The organism is Arthrobacter sp. L77 (genome assembly GCF_000816565.1).
Classification (GTDB): domain Bacteria; phylum Actinomycetota; class Actinomycetes; order Actinomycetales; family Micrococcaceae; genus Arthrobacter_D; species Arthrobacter_D antioxidans.
Map to the genome: position 1 here is coordinate 545,064 of NZ_JWSU01000004.1, position 20,405 is coordinate 565,468.

Here is a 20,405-nt window from a genome sequence, read left to right on the forward strand (position 1 = left end):
GTCTGGTTGGCACGATCACGCCAGAGTCAGCGGAATCGGACGGTGTCCGTTTCACGCCCCCGCGAGAGCGAGACCGGCGCACTCTGCCCGTCGCGCTTGATCACGTAATCACCGAAGAAACCCGTGATCGACAAGCGTGCGCCATGATCCGTGCGCATCGACGTTGGCGGCAGCCACCATTCGCCCTTAATCAGCGACCGCAGTGCGTAGAACGAGGGTTTCGGCGTACCGTCGGCGCGAACGATCCCGCCCGGCGCACCGAGCCACGATCCGTCGTCGGTGAACCCCCAGTACGTGATGGCCTGCACGGCCGGGTGGCCCACGAGTGAGCGATAGTGGCGGACGATCTCGTCCGCTTGCCTGGCCTCTCCCTCGGGCGTCGATGGCCAGGATGGGATCTGATAGTCGTTGAGGTCGATGACCTCCGGCGGCATGAGGTCCCCCGACAGCAGAGTCGTCTCGGTCAAATGGAGGGGCAGCCCGAAGCGGGCGAACCGGTCGACCATCGCGAGCATGGTCTCTTCTCCCCAATACCCCTGATGCATGTGCGTCTGCAGGCCGATCGCGTCCACGGCGATCCCCGCTTCAAGCACGCGCTCGATCAGAGCTTCGTAGTCCCTCGACAAATCGAAGTCGTTCAAGACGAGCGTCGCCGAAGGGTTCGAGGCGCGAGCTTCCTCGAACGCGAGCTGAATCATGGGCACGCGACCAATGCTCTGCGCAAGCCGGGTGATACCGTTTTCCTCTGCAGTGAACACGGGCATGATGACGACTTCGTTGATTGCATCCCACGTGTCGATGACCCCGGAAAAGTCGGTCACCTCGCGTCGGATCCTCTCGCGTTGCAGCCGCTCGATCTCCGCCACCGGTAGACCGGTGAGCCACTCGGGCGCGAGCGTGTGCCAGGTAAGCGGATGCCCCTTCACCGTCACTCCGTGCTCAGCGAACCACGAGGCGGTCCGGAGAAGTCTTCGGGTGTCAGGCTTGCCGCGGGTCGGCTCGAATCCTCGCCAGTAGAATGGAAGGGTCGCAGTGTTGAAGAGGTCGAGCCACATCGTCTCGAGCTCCGGCAGGCCGGCGAGCCCTGCCCCGCCGAAAACGGGCTCCGCCGCGGCATCCTGCTCGGTCTCCCCATTGGCTAGCGGGATGAAGTCGAAACCGATGTTGCCGAAGGCGAAGTTATGACGCTGCTGTTCGACAGTGACATCCGCGTTGCGCACAGGGTTGCCGACGGCGTCCAGCACGGTGACCTGCGCGGTCACCCGGCGGTGATCGACACTCATGAGGCACTCCGTGCGATCTCGCTGAAACTCGGGTGGAAGGCCCGGTCGAAGCCCACGACGCGGGCTCCACCGGAGAGCTGCACCGAGTGCGTGATCCGGATGTCGGTGCTCGACGCTCCGAGACCAAGGACGATCTCTCCCGGTTCGACGATCCGCTCGCCGTTTCGGCCGGTGAAGCCGGTGACATCTGCGGGAACGTGTATCGAGAGCTCGACGGATTCGCCCGGCTTCAGGTCAACGCGCCGAAAACCGACCAGACGCTGCACCGGGCGCACCACTGACGCGACCGGATCGTGGACATAAATCTGGACGACTTCTGTCCCGGAACGGTCCCCGGTGTTGCGGAGACGGAGGCCGAGGGTCGCCGTGCCGTCGACTCCGACCGTACCCGGACCGTGCTGGCCGGCGCTCCAGTCAAAGGTCGTATACCCGATCCCGTGCCCGAACGCGAAGACCGCGGTCGGGTCGATGCTCGATACTCCGTTGGAGCGCGCCAGGGGAGCGGCCAGGTAGGTGGACGGCTGCGTTCCCTCTGAGGCCGGGATGCTGACCGGCAGGCGTCCGCTCGGATTGACCCGGCCGGAGAGGATGCCGGCGAGTGCGGCAGTTCCTTCTTCTCCTGCGAAGAACGCTTGCACGATCGCGCCCGCGCCCGTGACAGCGGATCCCAGCGTGTACGGTCGTCCAGCGAGCAGGGTGACGACGGCAGGAGTCGATGTTGCCAGGACGGCGTCGAGAAGGTTCTGTTGGGCACCGGGCAGACGGAGCGACTCGACGTCGCAGCCCTCACCGCTCGTGCCGCGGCCAAAAAGCCCGGCCCGGTCGCCGAGGGCGACGATGACGACATCCGCCCGCGTTGCAGCATCCACCGCTGCGGAGATCCCGGCGGTTTCTCCTCCGTCGATCGTCGTGCCTGGCACGTATTCGATGTCGGCTTCGGGAAACTCGATGCGGAGGCTATCCAGCAGGGTAGGCAGTTTGATACCGAGGGGCGTGTCAGGATGCTGCACGCCGACATGCGCAGGGAACGAGTAGCAGCCGAGAACGGCGAAGGGGTCGTCGGTCGTCGGCCCGACGACAGCAATCCGGCGCGGGGCGGCGAGCGGAAGGGTCCCGTCGTTGCTCACAAGCACGATGGACTGTTCGGCGATCTCGCGGGCAACTGCCCGATTACCGGCGTTGTCCAGGTCGATGGTGCCGCGGATGCCTTCCGCGTTGTCCACGTCGACGTCCCGTAGCGCTTCGGGCGTGGCATCCCAGTCAGGATCGAGCAGTCCGAGTTCGACCTTCTGGCGCAGCACACGCCGGAGGGCACGATCTATGACCGCCTCGGGCAGGTCGCCCGACCGGATCGCTTCAGCCAGCGGCGCACCGAAGGTCTTCACCGTCGGCAGTTCGACGTCCACGCCCGCAGTGAGCGCGAGAGCAGCGGCCTCGCCCCACGAACCTGCGACGCCGTGAAGCAGTTTCAGGAAGGCGATCCCGAAGTAGTCGGCCACGACGGTGCCGTCGAAACCCCAGGTGTCGCGCAGGACTCCGGTGAGCAGCGACTCGTCAGCCGCCGATGGCACGCCGTCGATGTCGGTATAGGAGTGCATGACCGAACGCGGCTTGCCTTCCCGCATGACCATTTCGAACGGGACGAGCAGCACGTCAGCGAGTTCCCGCGGACCGACCGAGACCGGCGCGAGGTTACGGCCGGCTTTCGACGCCGAGTATCCGACGAAGTGCTTGAGAGTTGCGACGATTCCTGCGGACTCGAGGCCACGGACGTACGCCGTTCCGATGGTGCCGATGAGATACGGGTCCTCACCGATAGTCTCTTCGACGCGACCCCAGCGGGCATCCCGCACCACGTCGAGCACCGGGGCAAGGCCCTGGTGGATGCCGACCGAGCGCATGTCGGACCCGATGCGGTGTGACATCCGCTCAATCAGCCCCGGATTGAACGAGGCCCCCCAGGCGAGGGGCACCGGATAGGCGGTCGCCCCCCAGGTGGCGAAGCCGGCGAGGCACTCTTCATGCGCAACAGCCGGGATCCCGAACCGGTTGGATGCCGCGATCCGGCGCTGGCTGCGGAGGAGGGACAGCGCCCCGAGCGCCGGGTCGACCGGAGCCGAGCCGAACGGTCGAGTCAACTGGCCGAGCCCGTTCGGCAGGAGCGCATCGAGGTCGATGACGTCGTCCATGTCGTTCTGATGCGGGGCAACGTCCCCGCCCTCATTGGACGCGCCGACCCAGACGCCGAACAGCTGGGCGATCTTCTCCTCGAGCGTGAGCTCGGTGAGGAGTGCTTCGACGCGCTCCGAAGCGGACGCGGTGACGTCGTGCCATGCCGGCGTGGTCGTCGTGGATGTCGTGGTGCTCAAGGAAGTCCTAACCTTTGACGGCGCCGGTGAGTCCGCCGACGATGCGACGCTCGAACAGCGTGAAGAATATTAGTGCCGGAATCATGGACAGTGAGGTGAAGGCGAGCACCTTTGCCGTGTCCACCGAATACTGCGAAGCGAACGCCTGAACGCCGAGCGGCAGGGTGTACATCGCCTGGTCACCGAGGATGAACAGCGGGAGAAGATAGCTGTTCCAGCTCGCCACGAAAGCAAGGATGCCCGTCGTCACCACGCCCGGCAGCGACAAAGGAACGACCATCCGGAAGAAGAAGCCCAGCCGGCTGGTGCCGTCGATCGACGCCGCCTCTTCGATTTCATCGGGGATGGCCTTGAGGAACGGCACCAGGATGATGATCGTCACCGGCAAGCCGAAAGCGATCTGCGGGAGGATCACGCCAGCCAGGCTGTTCATCAGGCCCAGGTCCCTGACAAGGATGTAGAGCGGCGTGATCGCCACGGTCATCGGGAACATGAGCCCGGCGGCGAACAGTGAATACATCGCTCCGCGACCGGCAAACCTGTATCGCGCGAGGATGAAGCTCGCCATCAGGCCGAGCGTCACCACACCGATGGTCGTAGCGATGCCGGCAATCGCCGAGTTGCCGACCTGCTGCCAGAAGGTCGGGCTCGCGAGCACCTCAGCGTAGTTGTCGAAATTCCACGGGTTCGGGAATCCCGCGGGCGAATTGGTGATCTGCGAGTTGTCGCGGAACCCACCGAGGATGATGTAGATGACGGGTCCGAGACAGAGTGCGATGAAGACAAAGGCGATGAAGTAGGTCGCCGGGCTACCCCACTCCTGGCGGTCACTCGGTGGACGCTTCTTGTGCAGGCGCGTGGGAGCTTCGAGAACAGCCATCACTTCTTTCCTTCTGTGAGGGCACCGGCGGTGTCGCGTGAAAGAACGAACCGCTGGTAGATCAATGCGATGACAAGGGAGATCAGGAACATGACGACGGCGACAGCACTGCCGTAGCCGAAGTTGCCCGACGTGCGCCCGTTGGCGACCATGTAGGTGGCCATGGTCGAGGTCCCAGCAGTCGAGGCGACGTACTGGCCCCAGATGATGAAGACCAGGTCGAACAACTGCAGCGAGCCGATGATTGACAGAAACGCCCAGATCCGCACGGTCGGCCCGAGGAGCGGCAGCGTGATGGTGCGCTGGATCTGCCAGTAGCTGGCACCGTCGATCGCGGCCGCCTCGAACAATTCGTCTGGGATGCTCTGCAATCCGGCGAGGAAAAGGATGACGGCAAAGCCGATGTACTTCCACGAAATGATCACCATCAGGGACCAGATGGCGATGCTCGGATCAGAGAGCCAGTCCCTCTGGAAAGCTCCCAACCCGATGCTGTCGAGCAGCCCATTGACGGAACCGGATGTCTGCAGCATGAGACCCCAGCCGATCCCGACGATGACCTCGGAGATGATGTACGGGACGAAGATGAGTACGCGGATGAGCGAGCGGCCACGGATCTTCTGGTTGAGCAAGAGCGCGAGGACGATCGCAATGGGGCCCTGGAGGACCAGGGAGAGCACCAGGATGAACCCGTTGTGGCGCAGCACGTCGTGGAACGCGCTGTCCTGAAGGATGATCATGTAATTTTCGAAACCGACGAAGTCGGTAGCTGGCCCAAAGCCCTTCCAGCGGAAGAAACCGTAGTAGCCGGCGAGGACGACCGGGAGAATCACGAAACCGACAAAAACGACGATCGCCGGCCCGGCCAGAAGCGTGATCTCGAGGCGCTTGCGCCAGTCCGTTGGACGCCGCCTGGGCCGCGGCGCGGCAGGGGACGCCGCACGAGCGCCATCCCCTGCCGTTACCGTGCCCCGCGGCGGCTGCTGATCCGTCATCAACGGAGCACCCCCTGCAGGTTCAATCATGATCTGCTGCTATCCCTTGGCCGCTGCGTCGTTCACAGCGGAGACGATGTCTTCAGCTGTGCCCTGACCGGCGAACATGTCGACGGCACCCTTGTTCAGCGCGTTTCCGACGTTCTGTCCGAACAGGGTGTCGAGCCACACCGTCACGTACGGAGCGTCGTTGTACGCTTCGAGGATTGACTGGAGCGCCGGGTCAGTGACAGCTGCCTGGGCGTCCTGGTTGGCGGGGATCGTTTGGAACGCTTCCGCGTAGCCTTCCTGGTGCTCCTGCTGCATGAAGAAGTTCAGGAACGCGGTGCACTCTTCCTTCGGGGCCTGAGCGGAGCAGGTGAATCCGTCGACGCCGCCCATCATGGCGCCAGGCTCACCCTCGCCGCCGTCGACCTCAGGGAACGGGAACCAGCCCAGGTCAGGCAGCGGCTTCTCGTCAGGAGTCAGCGAAGCGATGACACCGGGGTTCCACGCCCCCATCAGCTCCATGGATGCCTTCTGGTTGGCGATGAGTCCAGCCGAGCTACCTGCACCCTGCTGCGCCGAGGTGGTGAGGAATCCGTTGTTGAACGGCTCCGTGTCGACGAATTCCTGCAGGTTATTGCCGGCCTCCAGCCAGCACGGGTCGTCAAACTCCATGGTTTCGGCGGCCGTGTTGATAGCGTCCTGCGAGCAGGCTCGAACCGCGAAGAAGTAGTACCAGTGCGCTGCAGGCCAGGCATCCTTCGCGCCGACGGCGATGGGATCGATTCCTGCACCCTTGAGCTTGTCAACGGCGGAACCGAGCTCGTCGATGGTCGCTGGTGTTCCCTCAACGCCCGCTTCGGCGAAGAGGTCTTCGCTGTAGTAGATGCCGCCAGGCAGCAAGGCCGTCGGCATTCCGTAAATCTTGCCCTCGACCGCGAAAGCGTCCAACACACTTTCGGGCACAGCGGCCCTGGTGGCGTCCTCGATGGAATCCGTGATGTCCATGGCCTGTCCGGCCGCAACGACATCCGCAAGCTTGCCGCCGCCACGCGCCATGAAGATGTCGGGTGCATCGCCGGAGTTAAGCGCCGTCTGGAGCTTCCCGTCCATCTCCTCGTTCTGGATGGACTGGATATCGATCGTAACGCCTGGGTTCGCCTCCTCGAACGCTGCGACCGTCTTCTCCCAGTGCGCCTTGCCAGCGCCGGTCGTCGAGTTGTGCCAGAACGTCATGGTGACGTCGCCACCTTCTGTTGCTCCACTGTCGGAGCCACACGCTGATAGGCCGCCAAGGGCGATTGCTGACGCCGCCCCAACGGTCAGCAGCTTCCTCATGCTCTGCTTGTTCATCTTTGAACACCTCTCGAAAGTTTCGACATTTTCGTCGAAGACACCTAGTGTGGTGTGAGCGTAACAGTGGTGGCCCGGTGAGACGCAAGTGTTTCCAGCAACAAATGAAGATTGGATCCTCATGATCGACTCAGGTCGCAAGGTCAAACTCAATGAAGTGGCCCATGAGGCCGGAGTTTCGCTCTCCACAGTTTCCAAAGTCCTCAACGGACGGTCGGACGTGTCCGCGCAGACGCGGGCAAGAATCGAGGAGCTCCTCTGCAAGCACGGATACCAACGACGCCCAGGCCTGCCCAACAGGGACACGTTGATCGAGCTCGTTTTCCCCGAACTCGAGACGGCCTGGGCCATGGAGATCATCCGCGGAGTCGAAAATGTCGCTCGCGCGAACGATTTGAGCGTCGTACTTACCGAGTCGGGTGACCGCCACTCCCCGTCCCCGGCCTGGATCGCTGGGGTTCTCCGCCGGCGCCCGGTCGGGGTGGTGCTCGTCGTCGCCGATCTCGCGGCGGAAGCGAAGGCGACCCTCCAATCCCGCGCCATTCCGTTCGTGATCATCGACCCGGCCGGAGATCCGGCTCCGGATGTCCCCGCGATCGGGTCGGCGAACTGGTCCGGCGGCCTCGTCGCCACTCGTCATCTCATCGAACTGGGACACACACGGATTGCCGCGATCACCGGTCGCGACGACATGATGTGCTCCTTCGCCCGCGTTGACGGATACCGGTCCGCCATGAACACGGCCGGCATTGAAATCGATGAACGCTTCGTGCGATTCGGTAACTTCCGGGTCGACGGTGGCTGCAGCATCGCTCTCGAACTCCTGACGCTGCCCGACCGCCCCACAGCGATCTTCGCGGGGAGCGACCTCCAGGCGCTCGGCGTCATCGAAGCTGCCAGGACCCTCGGGCTCCGGGTACCCGTTGATCTGTCCATCGTCGGTTACGACGATCTGCAGCTCGCTCAGTGGTCCAGTCCTGCGCTCACAACCGTGCATCAGCCGCTCACAGCGATGGCCGAGGAAGCGGCGCGGCTCGTGATCCGCATGAGTGAGAGCACCCTCAAAACCGTCCCCCGGATGGACCTCGCAACGCGGCTCGTCGTCCGTGATAGTACGGCAGCGCCGGCCGCGGGCTGACGGGCCGGCGGCGGAGGTGAAGCCCTTCCCTCGACGTCGCGACCCTGCGTGGGCGCGACCGCCCGCCGACTGATCGAGCAGGGCCAGCCCGCCTCCCATGTTGCCCGTGTCGTCGCGACCGCACCTCTGGTTATCCTCGTTCTGCTCATTCAGCGGCGTATCATTAGCGACCTTGCAACAGGCGGGGTCAAATGAACCACCAGGAGAAAACCATGCAGGGCTTGAAAGTACTCTTCATCGGCGGCAGCGGAATTATCAGCGCCTCCTGCACGAGACAGGCAGTCGACGCGGGGATGGACGTCTATCTACTCAACCGCGGGATCAACAACCTGCGCCAGATCCCCGAAACTGTCACCACCTTGGTCGCGGATTCCCGGGACAAGCAGGCCGTCTCCGACGCCATAACTGGTCACAACTTCGACTGCGTGGTCAGCTGGGTCAACTTCGCTCCCGAGCAGGTGAAGCAGGACATCGAGATATTCGCCGGACGCACCGGACAATACGTCTTCATCAGCTCGGCATCGGCTTATCAGACACCGCCAACACACCTGCCCGTACTGGAATCCACTCCGTTGAAGAATCCCTTCTGGGAGTACTCGCGCAACAAAATCGCCTGTGAGGACCTGCTCGTTGCGGCCTACCGCGAAGACGGATTCCCCGTCACTATCGTCCGTCCCTCTCACACCTACGACGAGACGCTGATCCCGTTCGACGGAGGATGGACAGTTGTTGAACGCATGCGCGCCGGGCGACCCGTCATCGTGCCCGGAGACGGAACATCGTTGTGGACGATCACCCACAGCCGCGATTTCGCAAAAGGTTTCACAGGTTTGCTCGGAAACACCTCCGCAATCGGTGAAGCCGTGCACATCACCGGTCAGGAGACTCCGTCGTGGAATCAGATTTACGCCCAGGTCGCGGCGGCTGCCGGCGTCCCGGACCCCTTCCTGGTCCATGTCGCCTCAGACTCCATCGCCGAAGCCGACCGTGAATGGGGCGCGGGCCTCTTGGGCGACAAATCGCACACGATGATCTTCGACAACACGAAGATCCGTTCCCTCGTTCCCGGATTCACCGCCAGCATTCCCTTCAGTCAAGGCGCTCGGGAGATGATCGCCTGGCATGACTTGGATCCGTCGCGCCGAACCGTGGACGCCCACATGGACGCCCTGATGGACCGGCTCGCCGAAGCATACGCACCGCGCCCTCTCTGACACCCCGACCGCGCTCCCCGCCGGACGCAGATCAGCGGTCTGACCTAAGGTACTTATCCTGACCTACCCGGTACGTCCCATTTGCCGTCCCCTCACGTTCATCAAAGGTTCTCTTCTGCTTTGTTGAGAATAGGCAAGGTGAGACATATTTCTGAGACAGCACCCAAAAGCAGAAGCGTCGGGTCCTTTTTGCTACCCCCTCTTTCGGTGGCACCCAGAATCAGCTTGAACGTCAGACCGCTGCCTTAACGTATGCGAGGACAGAAGACGCGCAGCTTGAGTGCATGTGGGCTTATTGAGGTCGGGTAGAGGAACTATGGATCACGAGAACGTGGGGCCACCCCCACCTGCGCCCAATCGGGCCCTGCTGAGCCACTTAAGTTCGTAGGGGCATCCACCTGTCGGCGGGTAGAGCTCTTAGCCGTCCGCCTGCGGGTGAGCATTCAGCCCCCGGTAAACACCGTCAGCTGCCCTCCGCGCGGCGGTAGGACGCGACGGGCCGGTCGAGACTCGCTGAATCCCGGACTATCAGCCTCCGAGCAGCACGAGGCGCTTTTCCTTCGCGTCCCAGCGCCGGATGATCCCCGCGTCGAGCCGCTCCGGCGGTCGGTGCCGCAGGAGATCGAGCGCGGACGCCAGCTGGTCCGCGGTGAGGCCGTGGCCGAGGGTGATGTGCGGCGTCCACGCACCGGGCACGGTGGTGGGCACGGCATCCGGTACGCCGTCGAGGGCACGCCAGATGCGGAGGTGAAGGTCCGTCAGGGCGGCGTCGGCCACCACCTGGCGGGCGAGCACGAACTTCCGCCGCGTCGGGAACACGAGGAAGCCCGCCGTCACCAGCTCCAGCGCGTCCCCCTCCGCGGCGGACGCGAGATCGACGTCGTAGCGGTCGTCGATGCGCGCCGCAGCGGCGAGCGTGATGTGCGGGGCGTTGCTGAAGGACTGGTGCTGCGACTGGTTGGGCAGGCCTGCGGCCTCCAGCGCCGCCCAGTCCTCGAACAGGAACGCCTCCGACACCGGCGCCAACAGGAGTTCGACGTCATCGGCCACGCCACACGCGCCTTCCTGCTGGTAGCCGGGTCAGGGCCGCCGCCGTCGGAAGTCCCCGACGCCGGCGGACCCGTCCACCTCGGTGGCGCCGGTCCGCGGGTTGCGCTGCGGGCGCTGGTAGGCGAGCTCGCCACCGCTGCGGCCGCCGAACGGCCGTCCGTGGTCCGCGTACTCCTCGCGGAAGAACGCGAGCGCCCACTCCCCGAACTGGATGCGCGCACCGGTGCGGAGCACGGACGGTTCCCTGCCGTTGACGCTGCCCGTGATGACGCCGTGCGGCACCAGCACGTACTCGTCGTCCTCCGTGTGGAGCACCTCGGCATGCAGCCCGTCGAGGCCGGTGAGTCGAAGCATCGCGTCCTCGCCGCTGCCGATCGTGGTGCGCTCGGCGACCAGTTCGAACTCGCGCGGCACCTGGCCGGTCCACGCCGCGGAGTTCTGCACGAAGATGAGGCGGGGACGCCCCGACCCCCGCAGGTAGTGCGTGGTGGTGATGGTCCGTCGGATCCTGCGGTTGACCGTCGGGACGAGTGGGAACGGCGTGGAGGGCGGGATGAGCGACGGCGCATCGCCCTTCTCGAGTGCGCGCCGGCCGATGCCGAGCAGGGGCGCGAGCGTGCCCGGCGAGCCGAGGCGGATGTTGGGGGAGCGCGTGATGAGCCGCTGCGCCAGGGAGGACTCCACGGCACCGATGCTCACCAGCAGGCCCTTGGGCCCGGAGACCGACACCGCGAGTCCGCGCTCCGCCAGTTGCCGGGCGATACTCCGCACCTGCCCGAGGCCGGGGAGGTTGTTCCCGCGGAAGGAGCCGGGGTCGTCGACGAAGATCTCGATGGTGGTGCCGGCCGCCCTCACGGTGCCGGACAGCCCTGCTTCCGGCTTGCCGTCGATGGCCGGCTCCCCCAGCGAGAAATCGATGTCAATGTCGAACCTGAGTGATGAGGCCATGACGCGTGCGGCGGATCAGGTGGCGTGCGGGTCGGAGCCGCCGGCGACGTTGTCGCTGGTGGTGATCCGCAGGGTGCCGTTGAACTTCCAGGTGGCGCGCGGGGCATCGGGACCGATGTCGCGCGGGACCTCGACGGTCATGTCATCCAGCGTGTAGTTGATCGCGGCGCCGCGCCCGGTCAGGTAGGACCACATCTCTTCCGCGAGGTCCGTCCAGTCGCGGATGGTGTGCGACTCGCCCGTGCTGACGCCTGAGGTGTTTTCAGTCATGTCGATTCCTTCGTCGGTGGTTCAACAATGACAGACGTCCTCTAACTCCGTCTGACGTGATAGTGCTCACCCTAGCCGAGCGTCCGGCCGTGCGGAACCCGTCCGCGGTGCGGACGGGTTCCTGGCCGGAGGATCACCACTGGGGGTGCACGGTGGCCCTGAAATGGCGGTCGTAGATATCGGCGACGGCGGCGTTCAGTTGCGCGCCGAGGTCCGTGTACTTGGCCGCTGCCGCATTGGATCCGGCCTGCTCCGGGTTGCGGGCGCCGGGGATGACGGTGCTCACGCCCTCCTGGGCGATGATCCAGGCGAGGGCCGCCTGGGCGGTCGTGACGCCGTCGGGCACGAGCTCCGCGAACTCGCGGGCGGCCTCGATGCCGGTCGCGTAGTCGACGCCCGAGAAGGTCTCCCCGACATCGAAGGCGGCGCCGTTCCGGTTGTAGTTGCGGTGGTCGTCCTCGGCGAACGCGGTGTCCTTGGTGTACTTGCCGGACAGGAGTCCTGACGCCAGGGGGACGCGCGCGATGATCCCGACGCCGCCGGCCTGTGCCGCGGGCAGGACGTCGTCGAGCGGCTTGAGGCGGAACGCGTTCAGGATGATCTGCACGCTGGCGGTGTTGCCGCGGGCGATGGCCTCGAGCGCCTCGTCGGTGCGCTCCACGCTGACGCCGTAATTCCTGATGACGCCGTCACCGACGAGGGTGTCGAGCGCGTCGTAGACCTCGTCGGAGCTGTAGACGGCGGTCGGCGGGCAGTGGAGCTGGACGAGGTCCAGGGCGTCCACGCCGAGGTTCGTCCGCGACCGGTCGACCCACTGGCGGAAGTTGGCCAGCGTGTAGTTCTCGGGGGTCTGATCGACGCGACGGCCCATCTTCGTGCCGACGAGGATGTCGTGGCCGGGGTTGTCCTTGAGGAACGCCCCGATGGTCGATTCGCTGCGCCCGTCGCCGTAGACGTCCGCGGTGTCGAAGAAGGTCACACCCGCGTCGACGGCCGCCTCGAGGACGGCGACGGCGTCCTTGTCCTCCACCTCGCCCCAGTCCGCGCCGAGCTGCCAGGTGCCGAGGCCGACGACGGAGACTGGACGGCCGGTTCTTCCAAGGGTTCTCTGTTCCATGATCCCGACTATAGGCCGGGGAGCGTGCCCTCCGTCGCCTCGGGGTCCGGCGACACGTCCGCGGGCGGGACGCCCGTCGTCGGCCCCTCTCCCGGGAGCCACCGCGCCGCCTCGTGTCGCAGTGCCGTCCGCCGCTCGGCGTCCATGCGGTCGAGGAGCACCACGCTCATGGTGGAGCGGGGGTTGCGGGCGAACAGTTCGCGGTGGTCGTCCACGAACTCCCAGTAGAGCGCGTCCCAGCTGAACCGCCACGGGCCGTCCTTGAAATCGCTCATCTTCTTGATGTAGTTGCTGCCGCTGACGTACGGCTTGGTGGTGATCATGGTTCCGGCCGCGAACTGGCTCATCGCGTACACATTGGGCACCATCACCCAGTCGTAGGCGTCGATGAACATCTCCATGAACCACGCATGGACGGCGTCCGGCTTCGCCCGCATGAGCAGGGTCGCGTTGCCCAGCACCATCAGCCGCTCGATGTGGTGGGCGTAGGCGGTGTCGAGGACGCGGGTGATGACGGAGTCCACGGGCGCCAGGCCCGTTTCACCGGTCCACCAGCCCGAGTGGAGGTCCGCCGTGAACCCGAGGGTGTTGCCGGTCCGCATCTCCCGCCCGCGGAGCACGTAGGACGCCCTGATGTACTCCCGCCATCCGATGACCTGGCGGATGAAGCCCTCCACGCTGGCGATCGGGGTGTCGTGGCGGTCGGCGAAGTCCAGCGCGAGGTCCACCACCTCGGCGGGGCTGAGCAGACCGGTGTTCATGCTGGAGCTCAGGGCCGAGTGGAAGAGGTAGGTCTGCCCCTCCGCGATCGCGTCCTCGTACGGGCCGAACAGCTCGAAGCGCTCGGTGAGGAATGCCTCGAGGGCATCGGAGGCCTGCCGGTGCGTGACGGGCCAGTTGAAGGACTCCGCGGTGCCGGGGTTGTCCGGGAACGCGCCCTGCACCCAGCTGATCGCGTCCTCCACCTCCGGCGGACGCTCGAAACGCGGCAGGTCCGGCAGCCCGATCTTCTTCGGCAGCTTTTTGCGGTTGTCGGCATCGAAGCTCCACTTCCCGCCCGTCGGCGAGCCGTCGGCCGCCACCATGATGCCGAGCCGCTTGCGCTGCCACTCGTAGAAGGTCTGCATGCGCCAGTTGTGGGAGGAGAAGTAGGTGCCGAGGACGTCCCGCGACGTGAGGAACTGCGGGGTCTCGAGGACGCGTACCGCCACGCCGGCGTCCGCGAGGGTCTGCGTGAGGCGCCGGTCCAGCCAGTCGTCGACGACGTCGTAGTAGGTCGCGTGCGAGGCACCGCGGTCCGCGAGCGCGGCCGACAGCCGCTCCTGGCTGGTGGCCTCCGCGGAGGTCTCCACATAGTCGACGCCGTAGCCCGCAGCCCGGACCCGCCGTGCGAAGAGGGTCATGGCTGCGCGGTGCAGGACGAGTTTCTGCTGGTGGAACCGCAGGCTGCGGAACATGAGGTCGTCCTCGAGGAAGACGAAGTGTGTGTCCGGGGACGCCTCGAGGTGCTCCTCGAACAGCTGGTGCGGAAGGACGAGCTGGACGTGCACGGAGGTGCCTTCCTGCAGGGGACGGTTGTCGGCAACCCTAGCGCCCGCCGCCGACAGGCCCGGATGCTTGACCGTGGCCGGGCTTGGTGGTTCGGTGGGGACCACCGACCGGCTCCGGAAGGGACCCTCATGCGATCGCTCTGGCTCGATACCGCCCCGCACATCCCGACCGACTCCCTGCCGGCCCGCGCCGCCTACGACGCGGTCGTCGTCGGGGCCGGGCTGACCGGGCTGACGACGGCGCTCCTGCTGTCCCGGGCCGGGCGCCGGGTGGCGGTCCTCGAGGCCCGGACGGCCGGCGCGGTGACCACGGGGAACACCACGGCGAAGCTCTCCCTCCTGCAGGGGACGGCCATCTCGGCGATCCTGAAGCACCACGACGTGGAGCTCGCCCGGGCCTACGTCCTCGGGAACCGCGAGGGGCAGAGCTGGCTGCTGCGTTTCTGCGACGAGAACGGTATCGGCTACCAGACCCGCGACGCCGTCGAGTACGCCACCACGGACTCGGGGGCGCGGAAGCTGACCGACGAGCACGAGGCGTGCGTCGCGGCGGGCCTCGCCACCGAGCTGGGCAGCGCCGCCACCCTCCCCTTCCCCGTGCGGAAGACGCTGCGCCTGAGGGACCAGGCCCAGTTCCATCCGCTCGAGGTGCTGGCCGGACTGGCGTCCGAGTTCAGGCGGCACGGCGGCACGCTGGTCGAGGGCGTCCGCGTCGAGGGCGTCGCGAGGACGGGGGCGCACGGCGTGGAACTGAAGACCAGCGCCGGTCCGGTGACGGCGTCGGACGTCGTCCTCGCCACGGGCATCCCCATCCTCGACCGTGGGGGCTACTTCGCCGTGCTGCAGCCCATGCGCTCGTACTGCGTGGCCCTGACCGTGGAGGGCGACGTCCCGGAGGACATGTACCTCAGCGCCGACTCCCCCACCCGGTCGCTGCGCACCGCCGTCGTCGGCGGCACCACGTACCTGGTCGTCGGCGGCAACGGCCACAAGGTGGGGCACAGCACCAACACGCAGGCGAGGGTGGACGGCCTCACGCGGTGGGCGCGCGGGTACTTCCCCACGGCGCGCCCCGCCTACGCCTGGTCGGCCCAGGACTACACGCCCGCCGCGGCCGTCCCCTACGTGGGCAGGGTCCCGGCCGGCGGCGGACACGTCTACGCGGCCACCGGCTACAACAAGTGGGGCATGACCAACGCGGTCGCGGCCTCGCTGGCCCTCTCGGGGGAGATCCTCGGCGGCAACATGCCCTGGGCCGAGACCCTGTACCGGACGAGGGTCAGCCCGGCCGACGCGCTGCAGACGGCGCAGGCGAACGCCGTGGTCGGCATGGAGATGGTGTCCGGCTGGTTGGGCGGCCTCGCGCGGTCCTCGTCCTCCACGCCAGGCGAGGGTGAGGGCCGCGTGATCCGCGAGGGCGCGCGCCCCGTCGGGGTATGCACGGTGGACGGCATACAGCACCGCGTGTCGGCCGTCTGCCCCCATCTGAAGGGGATCCTGGCCTGGAACGACGCCGAGCGGTCGTGGGACTGCCCGCTCCACGGGTCGCGCTTCACGGCGGACGGGAAGCTGCTCGAGGGGCCGTCGACATCGGACCTCGCCGATACGCGGCGCTGACGCGCCGCGCTCGATGACACCTCGCCCCGGCAGGCGCGGGCCGGAGCCCTGGCAGGCGCGGGCGGGAGCCCGGCGGGCGCGGGTCAGGCGCGTCCGCGCCGGGCCTCTCCGACGAGTTCGGCGACCGGTCGCGCGCGCCGGCTGATGAGGATCACCACGGCGCCGAAGGCCACGACGGCCACCGCGATGACGACGACGTACAGGGCCACCGAGGCGTAGCCCGACGCCGGGTCGAGGAACGGGTACGGCACCCAGCCGTCGGCGGCACCCCGCACGAGGACCACCGTCACCCAGGCCAGCGGGAAGACGAGGACGAGGCGCAGGACGCGGTAGGAGAGCGCACGGCGGTCGGCCGCGACGACCCAGTCCAGGACGGCGTAGACGGGGAATCCGACATGCATGACCCAGTTGGCCCAGGCGAGCTCCACTCCGCCCGGGAGACCGGCCAGCAGCAGGTTGTAGACGACACCGACGACGGACATGTACGTGGTGACGGCAGCACGGACGGGCAGCAGCCACTCGGGCTCGGCCGCTCCGCGGATCTGGAGCACGGCGGCGAGGAGCAGGACGCCCGCGGCCAGGAGGTTGCCCTGGATGGTGAAGAATCCGAAGAAGTTGAACGGGTTCACGGCGTCCCGGGACGCCGAGTCCAGGAAGGTGGACAGGACCGCGAGGACCACGACCACCCCCACCACCAGGCGGACGGCGGCGCGGAGGGGCAGGGTCTGCGGGCGGAGAGCACGCACGCCCGCCGGCGCCCCCGTCACGGCCGGACTCCCCTGGACGCCAGGTCCTTCAGCAGGTCCCGCATCTCCGTGAGGAGAACGGTGTCGACCGGGGTCGGCGCCTCTTCCGGGTCCTCCGGTGCGGCGAGCGCCTGCAGCCGCGCACGGGCACGGTTCATGGGCACGACGAACACGAAGTAGACCACGGCCGCCGTGATGAGGAAGGTGACCACGGCCGTGAGCACGGCACCCACGTCGACGAAGGTGGCGTCGTTGCCCTCCCGGATCCGGAAGCCGAACCCGTCGGTGTCGATCCCGCCGGCCGATGCGATGACCGGGTCGATGATGTTCGCCGTGAAGGCGCTGACGAGAGCCGTGAAGGCAGTGCCGATGACGACGGCGATCGCCAGTTCGATCACGTTGCCGCGCAGAATGAAGTCCCTGAAACCCTTGATCAACCGCTGTCCCCTCGCTGAGTGCCCGTGCCGCTGGTCCCGGCGGATCCTGCCAGTACGCCTCACTCTAGTGAGGCGCCCTCCGTCGGCCCCGTCCCGACGCCGGATGACGGGGGACGAGGCTCACCGGGACGCGGCGCCGCGCCCGCTCCGGCTGACGATGAGGTCCACGACGCCGAGCAGTTCCTCGATCTCCGCGCCGCTCGTCCGGCCTGTCCCGGCCGAGGCGAAGAAGGCGGCGTCGTAGTAGAGGCCGTCGCCGAGGAGCTTGACGGCGTGCGCCGTCGTACGGTCGCCGAGCTGGGCGTCGAGCGCGTCGAGCCACCGTTCCTGGATGTCGGCGAGGGAGGCCTTCGCCGTCGGGTGCCCCTGCTGGGCGAGGCGCGCCATGGACACGAGCGCGCGGTCGAGCGGGCTGTCCTCGAAGACGGACGTCCGGACGTAGTAGCGGGCCGCCCCGTCCGGCGCCGCCGTCATCATCTCGCGGTCCCTGTCGGCGAGGCCACGGAGGCGATCGGCCAGGCCCTCGACGAGGGCCTCCTTGGAGGGGAAGTGATAGAGCAGCCCGCCCTTGGAGACGTCGGCGGCCGCGGCCACCGCTTCCATGGTGGCGGCCCTCTCGCCGTCGCGGATCAGTGCTTTCTCGAAGCTGTCGAGGATGCGCTCGCGGGAACTGGACACTCCCTGATGATACCGGTCACGATTGTTGAACTGTACCGGCTGGACGGTATAGCTTGGATGGATGACCACGACACCCTCCTTCTCCGCACGTGCATCCGGGGTGAACCCGCGTGCCGTTCAGTCCCCCGACCCCCTGGCCGGCCGCCGCGAGTGGTTCGCCCTCGCCGTGCTGATGCTGCCGGTGCTGCTGGTCTCCGTCGACAACACCGTGCTGAGCTTCGCCCTGCCCGAGATCTCCCGCCACTTCGCCACGAGCGGGACCACCCTGCTCTGGATCGTCGACAGCTACCCCCTCGTGCTCGCCGGCCTGCTGGTGGCCATGGGCAGCTTCGGCGATCGCTTCGGCCGCCGCCGCCTGCTCATGATCGGCGCGGTGGGCTTCGCCGTCTTCTCGGTGATCGCGGCATTCGCGCCCACGGCGGCGTTCCTGGTCGCCGCCCGCGTGGGTCTCGGCGTCTTCGGCGCCATGCTCATGCCCTCGACCCTCTCGCTCATCCGCAACATCTTCATGGACCGGAACCAGCGCCGGATCGCCATCGCGGTCTGGGCCGCGGGCTTCTCGGCCGGTGCGGCGCTCGGCCCCCTGCTCGGCGGCATCCTGCTCGAACACTTCTGGTGGGGCTCCGTCTTCCTCCTCGCGGTACCCGTGCTGGTGCTCATGCTCGCGCTGACCCCCGCCCTGGTCCCCGAGTCGAAGGATTCCCACCCGGGCCTCGTGGACTACGCCGGCATCGTCCTGTCCATCGGGACCATGCTGCCGGTCGTCTACGCCATCAAGAACCTGGCGAAGGGAGGCCCGCTGCTCATCTCGGTGACAGCGGCCTTCATCGGGCTCGCCGCGGGCACCGCCTTCGTCGCCCGCCAGCTGCAGCGCCGCAACCCCATGCTCGACGTCCGCCTGTTCACGGTGCGCGCCTTCAGCGGCGCCGTCCTGGTGAACCTCTTCGCGATCTTCTCGCTCGTCGGCTTCCTGTTCTTCGTCTCGCAGCACCTCCAGCTGGTGCTCGGGTTCAGCCCGCTCGACGCCGGACTGGTCCTGCTGCCGGGCCTCCTCGTGACGATCATCGCCGGCCTCGCCGTCGTGCCGCTGGCCCGCCGGTGCCCGCCGCACGTCGTCGTCCCGGTGGCCCTGATGTTCTCGGCCGTCGCGTACGCGATGATCGCCCTGCTGGGCGAGGGCGGGTCCGCGGGCTTCCTCATGACCGCCTTCGTGATCCTCGGGATCGGTGTCGGCGCGTCCGAGACGGTCTCCAACGACCTCATCCTGTCCTCCGTCCCGGCCGCCAAGGCCGGCGCGGCATCCGCCGTGTCCGAAACCGCCTACGAGGTCGGCTCGGTCCTCGGGACCGCCGTGCTCGGCAGCATCCTGCTCGCGTCCTACCAGCGCGAGCTGACCCTCCCCGCGGGACTCAGCAGCGGCCAGGCGGAGACGTCCACCGAGACCCTCGGCGGCGCGGTCGAGGTCGCGACCCAGCTCGGCCCGACCAGCGCGGCGCTGCTCCGGGACTCGGCGTTCCACGCCTTCGACAGCGGCATCACGCTGACGTCCGGCATCGCCGCACTGCTCATGGCCGGCGCGTCCGTCCTGGCCGCCTGGAGCCTGCGCGGCACGACGGCGGAGCGCGTCGACCACTAGGCGGCAACCCCCGGGAACACGACAAGGGTCCGTTCCTGGAGGAACGGACCCTTGTCGTGTTCCCGGGCGGGCTTCGGACCCGCCAGGACCTAGTGTCCGGTGCGGTTCGGGTCGTTGACGCCCGAGGCGCCGTTGGCACGGTGATCGACGTGCTCCTTCTTGTTCTTCTTCAGCAGGCCTGCGAGGCCGAGGAGGCCGAGGAGGCCCCACAGTCCGTTGTCGCCGCTGTCGTCGCTCTCCTGGCTCTGCTCGGTCGTGGAAGCCGGCTCTTCGGCGGCGATGGAAGGGGCTGCCATTCCCGTCAGGATGGCGAGGGAGAGTGCTGCGGTAGCTGCGGTCTTGCGGATCATGACGCTCCTTGGGTCGGGGGAAGGAACCCTGCTGGGACTCCATTCATCAGCCTACTTACCATGTGTCGATCCGCGCCCTCGAAATGAGTCCCGAAAGTGCTTGCGAGGCGCGGGGACCGCGGGTACGCGGGCGCATGGACGCCGCCCGCAGAACCGCCCGCAGGAACCGTTGTCCGTCGGGGGTGCGGGTGGAACAGTGGGGTCATGGTGATCGAGGTACGCCCGGCGACGGCGTTCGAGGATGTCGCGACGATGGTGGGACCCCGGCGCGTGGACGCGACCGCCTGCTGGTGCCTCAGCTACCGCCTCCCGGGGAAGCAGAACGCCGCGCTGACGGGGCGGGACCGCGGCGATCTCGTGCAGCGCCTGTGCCAGGAGGATCCGCCGCCCGGCGTGCTCGCCTACGACGGCGACGACGTCGTCGGATGGGCCGCCGTCCACCCGCGCGCCGGGACGGCGTTCGCCCGCAGCCGCACGATCCCGCGCGTCGATGACGCCGACGTGTGGTCGGTGTGGTGCATCCGGGTGCGGCCGGGACACCGAGGCAGGGGCATCTCGCATCGACTGCTCGCCGGCGCGGTGGACTTCGCCGTGAGCCACGGGGCTCCGGCCGTCGAGGGGTACCCGGTGGACAACGCGGGCGGGAAGGTGGACACCACGATGGCCTATGTCGGCACACGCCGGCTCTTCGAGGCAGCAGGATTCACGAAGGCGGCCGACACGGCGTCGGTGGTGAGCGGGTTCCCCCGGATCCTCATGCGGCTCGAGCTGCCCTGACCACCGGAAGCG

The 20,405-nt window shown here is 67.3% G+C and carries 19 protein-coding genes; 5 read left to right on the plus strand and 14 right to left on the minus strand.

Annotation, left to right across the window (positions count from 1 at the left end):
- Positions 1 to 26 precede the first annotated feature (26 nt).
- From RY94_RS05120 to RY94_RS05140, 5 genes are read right to left on the minus strand one after another with little or no spacing between them, the layout of a single operon-like run.
- Entirely contained in the window at positions 27 to 1,283 is a 1,257-nt protein-coding gene (locus RY94_RS05120; protein WP_043442408.1) for an endo-1,4-beta-xylanase, read from the minus strand.
- The gene (locus RY94_RS05125) at positions 1,280 to 3,652 is read right to left on the minus strand and encodes a beta-glucosidase family protein (protein WP_043442411.1); all 2,373 of its coding nucleotides are present in this window, start codon (positions 3,650 to 3,652) and stop codon (positions 1,280 to 1,282) included. Before RY94_RS05125 ends, RY94_RS05120 begins: the two co-directional genes overlap by 4 nt.
- A gap of 7 nt (positions 3,653 to 3,659) precedes the next feature.
- A complete protein-coding gene (locus RY94_RS05130; protein WP_052273972.1) occupies positions 3,660 to 4,532 on the minus strand; it encodes a carbohydrate ABC transporter permease in 873 nt (290 codons plus the stop codon).
- On the minus strand, positions 4,532 to 5,557 hold the full coding sequence (locus RY94_RS05135; protein WP_156135026.1) for a carbohydrate ABC transporter permease: 1,026 nt from the start codon (positions 5,555 to 5,557) through the stop codon (positions 4,532 to 4,534). Before RY94_RS05135 ends, RY94_RS05130 begins: the two co-directional genes overlap by 1 nt.
- 9 nt (positions 5,558 to 5,566) lie before the next feature.
- Positions 5,567 to 6,865: an ABC transporter substrate-binding protein gene (locus tag RY94_RS05140; protein WP_043442417.1), complete on the minus strand. Its 1,299-nt coding sequence runs from the start codon at positions 6,863 to 6,865 to the stop codon at positions 5,567 to 5,569.
- A gap of 121 nt (positions 6,866 to 6,986) precedes the next feature.
- On the opposite strand from RY94_RS05140, the gene RY94_RS05145 reads away from it, so the two are divergent.
- Both RY94_RS05145 and RY94_RS05150 read left to right on the plus strand, forming a co-directional pair.
- Positions 6,987 to 8,003: a LacI family DNA-binding transcriptional regulator gene (locus tag RY94_RS05145; RefSeq protein WP_082046067.1), complete on the plus strand. Its 1,017-nt coding sequence runs from the start codon at positions 6,987 to 6,989 to the stop codon at positions 8,001 to 8,003.
- A 191-nt stretch (positions 8,004 to 8,194) separates the two neighbouring features.
- A complete protein-coding gene (locus RY94_RS05150; RefSeq protein WP_231554423.1) occupies positions 8,195 to 9,217 on the plus strand; it encodes an NAD-dependent epimerase/dehydratase family protein in 1,023 nt (340 codons plus the stop codon).
- Positions 9,218 to 9,745: 528 nt separating this feature from the next.
- On the opposite strand, the gene RY94_RS05155 is transcribed toward RY94_RS05150, so the two are convergent.
- The 5 genes from RY94_RS05155 to RY94_RS05175 form a co-directional block, all read right to left on the minus strand.
- Positions 9,746 to 10,267, minus strand: coding sequence for a 2'-5' RNA ligase family protein (locus RY94_RS05155; protein WP_043442424.1), 522 nt, complete (start codon positions 10,265 to 10,267; stop codon positions 9,746 to 9,748).
- A gap of 30 nt (positions 10,268 to 10,297) precedes the next feature.
- Positions 10,298 to 11,215 carry an FHA domain-containing protein gene (locus tag RY94_RS05160; protein ID WP_043442426.1) on the minus strand — a complete coding sequence of 306 codons (918 nt, stop codon included), beginning with the start codon at positions 11,213 to 11,215 and terminating at the stop codon, positions 10,298 to 10,300.
- Between the two features lie 15 nt (positions 11,216 to 11,230).
- Positions 11,231 to 11,485: a hypothetical protein gene (locus RY94_RS05165; protein ID WP_043442428.1), complete on the minus strand. Its 255-nt coding sequence runs from the start codon at positions 11,483 to 11,485 to the stop codon at positions 11,231 to 11,233.
- Positions 11,486 to 11,618: 133 nt separating this feature from the next.
- Complete coding sequence (locus RY94_RS05170) at positions 11,619 to 12,602, minus strand: aldo/keto reductase (protein WP_043442430.1); 984 nt, start codon at positions 12,600 to 12,602, stop codon at positions 11,619 to 11,621.
- 8 nt (positions 12,603 to 12,610) lie between these two features.
- The gene (locus tag RY94_RS05175) at positions 12,611 to 14,152 is read right to left on the minus strand and encodes a cryptochrome/photolyase family protein (protein ID WP_082046068.1); all 1,542 of its coding nucleotides are present in this window, start codon (positions 14,150 to 14,152) and stop codon (positions 12,611 to 12,613) included.
- Between the two features lie 129 nt (positions 14,153 to 14,281).
- Here RY94_RS05175 and RY94_RS05180 point away from each other — a divergent pair, with 129 nt between their 5' ends.
- Positions 14,282 to 15,769: an FAD-dependent oxidoreductase gene (locus tag RY94_RS05180; RefSeq protein ID WP_043442433.1), complete on the plus strand. Its 1,488-nt coding sequence runs from the start codon at positions 14,282 to 14,284 to the stop codon at positions 15,767 to 15,769.
- An 83-nt stretch (positions 15,770 to 15,852) separates the two neighbouring features.
- Here the strand turns inward: RY94_RS05180 and RY94_RS05185 are convergent, their stop codons facing one another.
- From RY94_RS05185 to RY94_RS05195, 3 genes are all read right to left on the minus strand, one after another.
- Positions 15,853 to 16,536 (minus strand): Pr6Pr family membrane protein, encoded by a 684-nt coding sequence (locus tag RY94_RS05185; RefSeq protein ID WP_052273973.1) that lies wholly within the window; start codon positions 16,534 to 16,536, stop codon positions 15,853 to 15,855.
- Complete coding sequence (mscL, locus tag RY94_RS05190) at positions 16,533 to 16,952, minus strand: large conductance mechanosensitive channel protein MscL (protein ID WP_043442436.1); 420 nt, start codon at positions 16,950 to 16,952, stop codon at positions 16,533 to 16,535. Before mscL ends, RY94_RS05185 begins: the two co-directional genes overlap by 4 nt.
- A 120-nt stretch (positions 16,953 to 17,072) precedes the next feature.
- On the minus strand, positions 17,073 to 17,630 hold the full coding sequence (locus RY94_RS05195; protein WP_043443675.1) for a TetR/AcrR family transcriptional regulator: 558 nt from the start codon (positions 17,628 to 17,630) through the stop codon (positions 17,073 to 17,075).
- Positions 17,631 to 17,691: 61 nt separating this feature from the next.
- Here RY94_RS05195 and RY94_RS05200 point away from each other — a divergent pair, with 61 nt between their 5' ends.
- Positions 17,692 to 19,266 carry an MFS transporter gene (locus tag RY94_RS05200; protein ID WP_043442439.1) on the plus strand — a complete coding sequence of 525 codons (1,575 nt, stop codon included), beginning with the start codon at positions 17,692 to 17,694 and terminating at the stop codon, positions 19,264 to 19,266.
- A gap of 89 nt (positions 19,267 to 19,355) precedes the next feature.
- Here the strand turns inward: RY94_RS05200 and RY94_RS05205 are convergent, their stop codons facing one another.
- Positions 19,356 to 19,616: a WGxxGxxG family protein gene (locus tag RY94_RS05205; RefSeq protein WP_043442441.1), complete on the minus strand. Its 261-nt coding sequence runs from the start codon at positions 19,614 to 19,616 to the stop codon at positions 19,356 to 19,358.
- A gap of 204 nt (positions 19,617 to 19,820) precedes the next feature.
- On the opposite strand from RY94_RS05205, the gene RY94_RS05210 reads away from it, so the two are divergent.
- Entirely contained in the window at positions 19,821 to 20,393 is a 573-nt protein-coding gene (locus RY94_RS05210; RefSeq protein ID WP_043442443.1) for a GNAT family N-acetyltransferase, read from the plus strand.
- The last annotated feature ends 12 nt before the right edge of the window (positions 20,394 to 20,405 follow it).